The following is a 3,879-nucleotide window of genomic DNA, read 5'->3' as shown; positions in this document are numbered from 1 at the left end:
GAGGGGGAGGCAGGGGGCGGTTCGGCTGATGCCCGTCGTCTCCGATCGGTGACCGGTGCTTGGCCGTCACAAGATCCACGAAGCGCCTCCCTCTTCGTTCCCGTTCCTTCTCAGGTTAGAGGTCGGGGTCGGTTGCCGGGAGAGTGCCGCTACGAGGGGATCGCGGCTGAGCGGCCCTGAGGGTCGCTTCCGCAGACCCGGCATTGCTTTTGGTGCCTGGTGCCGCCCACTGGCCGATCAGATTCAAAGACGGCACCGCGATGAGCAGATGGCGGATGTCGAGAGCCTCGGCGGTACGCAGCGCGATGAGGGTCTTGCCCGTCCCGCACGCCGAGACCATGTGCCCATGCGTCCCGGGCTTCTCGGGCCCCGCTGTCGACCGCCTGCTGCTGGTCCGGGCGCAGCACACGGCGAGGAACGGCAGTGCGGGGTGCGGGAGCAGGGGTCGAGGCCGCGGGATCAGAGGTGGGTGGCATGGGGCGAAACCTCGGCAGACGACGGAAACGGACAGAGCCATCCGCCCGCGCTGGAAGAGGACGAGGGGACAGATGCCCGTATCCGGCGCCCGTGCGGCCGGTGGTTGGGCTCCGTGGTCGCACGGGTGCCCTCACCGTCAGACCCCCTGCGCCTGCCGGCGCCGCCTCTCTCATTGGCTTCCCTCTGGGGGCGGGCCTACGTCTTTGGGATCTTGTGTCGTGCTTCGGATTGTCGCTCGGCGGGCCACAACTGGAAGCGGTGCTCCTCGGGCATGCCGTGCGGGGTGCGGGACTGGAAGCGCAGGCGCCACCAGGCTGGTGCGCCGCCGGGGGCGGGGAGGCGGATGTCGCCGTCCACCAGCGAACGCCACGGTTCACGGGATAGCCAGCAGGACCTTCCCGATGACGCCCTGTTCGAGCGCGGCGTGGGCCTCAGCGGTGCGCTCCATCGTGAAGCGGTGCAGTGGCAGTCCGGCCTTCTCGCCTACACGCAGCGCGCCCGCGTCCACGGCTGCCGTGACATCGGTGAGTGCTTGCTGCTTTGCCGCTGGGGGCACGGTGTAGACGAAGACGCTCTGCCAGCGCAGGTTCGTCGGCAGTGAGTAGAGCACTGGTATGGACAGCTGCTCGTCCTCGCCGCCGGAGTAGTAGGCCACCACAGCGTCCGGGGCGGCCACGGTGATGTCGAGGGCGGCGTTGGCGCCCGGTGCGACCTCCACGATGATGTCGACGCCTCCGGGAGCGAAGGCCAGGATCTCCGCGGCTGCGTCCTGCGTGCGGTAGTCGACCGCCCGGTGGGCGCCGGCCGCGAGCGCCAGCGTGGCCTTGGCAGGGCCGCTGACCGTGGTGATCACCCGTGCTCCGGCCCAGCGGGCAAGCTGGATGGCCGCATTGCCGACCGCGCCGGCTCCGCCTGCCACCAGGACGGTCGCGCCCCGCAGGGTCCCGGGCGCGATGCGCCCCGGTCCGCCGTCATGGACGGTCAGCGCACGATGGCCGGTCAGGGCCGGGATACCCAGCGCCGCGCCGAGCTCGAACGGGGCGTGGTCGGGCAGAGCGACCGCGTTCCGGTCGGGGACGAGCGTGTACTGCTGCGCCGTTCCCCAGGGCCGCTCCCGTGCGGCCTCCCAGATCCACACCCGCTGCCCGACCCGCGCCGGGTCGACCTGCGGGCCCACGGCGTCGATCACCCCGGCACCGTCCTGGTGGGGCACCTGCTCGTTCATGCCCGAGGGAAGCGCCCGTCTGCGGCTGCGCCAGTCGGTCGGGTTGAGGCCCGAGACATGTACCCGGACGCGCACTTCACCAGGGCCGGGCTCGGGTGTCGGACGCTCGACGAGCTGCAGGACCTCGGGGCCGCCGGCAGTCGTCCGGATGATGGATTTCATCTCTCACCTGTTCTTCGCTCGCCCCGGGGAAACGGTCGGTCGGCGCCCCCGGGAGGGCGCCGCCTCGGTATGGGCCCACCGCTCCCTGAACCCCCTCACTGAGGGGGGTATTCCGGAGTGGACGGCGAGGCCGGCTGCATGGGGCGGCGCTGCCGGGTCGCGCGGCGTGCTGTCCGCTGATGACGCGCAGGCCGGGTGGCGATCTGCACACTTCAGCCTGACAGGAAACGACACCTGACTGAGGTCAAAGCTGAACGCTCACACGCTGGATGATGTGGCTCGTGGCGGACGGCGGCCCGCCGCTGGAGTACCTTGAGCGGCCGTCTGCGACGGTACGCCCCTCCGTGCGGCCGGTGTTGCGGGCTGAAATCCCGCCGCCGGCTCCGTCGGCGTCGGGATTTCAGCCCGCAAGCTGCTGCAACCATTCGCGCAGCAGGGCCGTCTCCGTGTCGCGCAGAGGTACCTCGGCGCCCGCGGCCGGGGGCTCTGCGGTGAGCGCGTTTTCCAGTGCGGCATCGAGGGCGAGTGCGCGCGAGGCCAGGTCCGACCCGGATGAGGCAGGTGGGTCCGTGGTGATCGAGGCAATGACGGTGTCCCGCAGCCGCGCCGAGATGGCCGGGTCCCGTTTTGCGGACTCTTCGCCGATCATGGTCAGCGTGGCACCCGTTGTCGCCGCGTGGATGACGCGGGTCGCCTGCTCCACCGGTACTCGAAGGCGCCCGGCGTCGGCAACCCGGCCCAGCAGCCGCACCAGCAGGGCGTGCGCCTCGTCCGCGGCCGGGGGTCGCCGTCCGGGCTGCACCGTTCCGTACATGAGCATGTAGAAAGCGGGGTGCTGCACTCCGAAGTCGACGTGCAGGTCCCAGCCGCGGTAGAGGTCGGCCACGGGGTTGTCAGGGGTCAGCGCCAGTGCCTCGCGTTTCTCCGCCAGGTACATCTCGAACCCGTACGCGGCCAGCTCGGCCAGCAGTCCGTCCTTGTCGTCGAACATCCGGTAGAGCACGGGTGCCGTGATGCCCGCGGCCGCGGCGACAGCGCGCGTGGAGACTGCTTCGCTGCCGCCCTCCTCCAGGAGCTTGGCGGCCACCTGCAGTACCCGGTGTCGCGCGGCGCGTCGTTCCTCGTTCATGGAGCAACGATATCGCATCTTGCGTATCGGCGAACTATCGGTGCTATCGTTTGAACCGTAACGCCGATCCGGGGCTGATGGCGGTCGCCGTCAGTCCGCGATAGCCGGGCATCCGCCACACCGTTGCCCGGCCTTTGGTACCCGAAGCAGGAAGCGGCGCGGCGGCCCGCCGCAGCCGGGCGATCAAACGTCCGCCGTCTCAACACCGAACACGCCGCCATCGCGGCAGAAGGAATACACGTGTCCGACATATCGATCGTCATCGCATCGCACTCCGGCTACGGCCACACCGCGCAGCTCGCCACGGCCGTCGAGGACGGTGCGCGCTCCCTCACCGGCACGCAGGTCCAGCGTCTGGACGTCGCTTCCCTCAGCGACGCCGACTGGGACCTGATGGACGCCGCCGACGCCATCATCTTCGGCACCCCCACCTACATGGGCACGGCATCAGGGGCATTCCACGCCTTCGCCGAGGCCACCAGCAAGCGCTGGAGCACCCGGGCCTGGAGCGACAAGCTCGCGGCGGGGTTCACCAACTCCGGCTCCATGAGCGGCGACAAGATGCACACCCTGCAGTACCTCTCCCTGCTGGCGGCCCAGCACGGAATGCTCTGGGTGAGCCTGGGCCTCCTGCCGGGCTGGAACACCACCACCTCCAGCCCGCAGGACGACAACCGCCTCGGCTTCTACCTCGGCGCCGGCGCACAGAGCTTCAACGACACCCCCGCGGTCGACGGCGCAGATCTGAACACCGCCCGTCACCTCGGCCGACGCGTCGCCGAGCAGACCCGTATCCACCGCGCCGGACTGGCCACCGCCGCGCTCTGACACAACCGTCCGCCGGAAACTGCCCTTTCAGTGCCCGCCCCCGCCCCGCGGCCGCCCC

At 70.4% G+C, this 3,879-nt stretch carries 4 protein-coding genes; 1 reads left to right on the top strand and 3 read right to left on the bottom strand.

Going from position 1 to position 3,879, the window contains the following annotated elements:
* Positions 1–115: 115 nt before the first annotated feature.
* The 3 genes from ACJA3G_RS32365 to ACJA3G_RS32355 all read right to left on the bottom strand — a co-directional run bounded on the left by ACJA3G_RS32365 (position 116) and on the right by ACJA3G_RS32355 (position 2,993).
* Positions 116–340, bottom strand: coding sequence for a hypothetical protein (locus tag ACJA3G_RS32365; RefSeq protein WP_406556600.1), 225 nt, complete (start codon positions 338–340; stop codon positions 116–118).
* Positions 341–850: 510 nt separating this feature from the next.
* Positions 851–1,864: an NADPH:quinone reductase gene (locus ACJA3G_RS32360; RefSeq protein WP_406556599.1), complete on the bottom strand. Its 1,014-nt coding sequence runs from the start codon at positions 1,862–1,864 to the stop codon at positions 851–853.
* Between the two features lie 400 nt (positions 1,865–2,264).
* Entirely contained in the window at positions 2,265–2,993 is a 729-nt protein-coding gene (locus ACJA3G_RS32355; RefSeq protein WP_406556598.1) for a TetR/AcrR family transcriptional regulator, read from the bottom strand.
* A gap of 240 nt (positions 2,994–3,233) precedes the next feature.
* Here ACJA3G_RS32355 and ACJA3G_RS32350 point away from each other — a divergent pair, with 240 nt between their 5' ends.
* Positions 3,234–3,821 carry a flavodoxin family protein gene (locus tag ACJA3G_RS32350; RefSeq protein WP_406556597.1) on the top strand — a complete coding sequence of 196 codons (588 nt, stop codon included), beginning with the start codon at positions 3,234–3,236 and terminating at the stop codon, positions 3,819–3,821.
* Positions 3,822–3,879: the final 58 nt, after the last annotated feature.

It is taken from the genome of Streptomyces sp. YS-3 (assembly GCF_045257485.1).
Taxonomy (GTDB): Bacteria; Actinomycetota; Actinomycetes; order Streptomycetales; family Streptomycetaceae; genus Streptomyces.
This window is presented reverse-complemented; position numbering and strand designations above follow the sequence as displayed.

Coding starts and splice junctions, on each gene's coding strand:
- ACJA3G_RS32355 (WP_406556598.1), bottom strand. CDS start 2,993: ATGAACGAGGAACGACGCGCCGCGCGACACCGGGTACTGCAGGTGGCC.
- ACJA3G_RS32360 (WP_406556599.1), bottom strand. CDS start 1,864: ATGAAATCCATCATCCGGACGACTGCCGGCGGCCCCGAGGTCCTGCAG.
- ACJA3G_RS32365 (WP_406556600.1), bottom strand. CDS start 340: ATGGTCTCGGCGTGCGGGACGGGCAAGACCCTCATCGCGCTGCGTACC.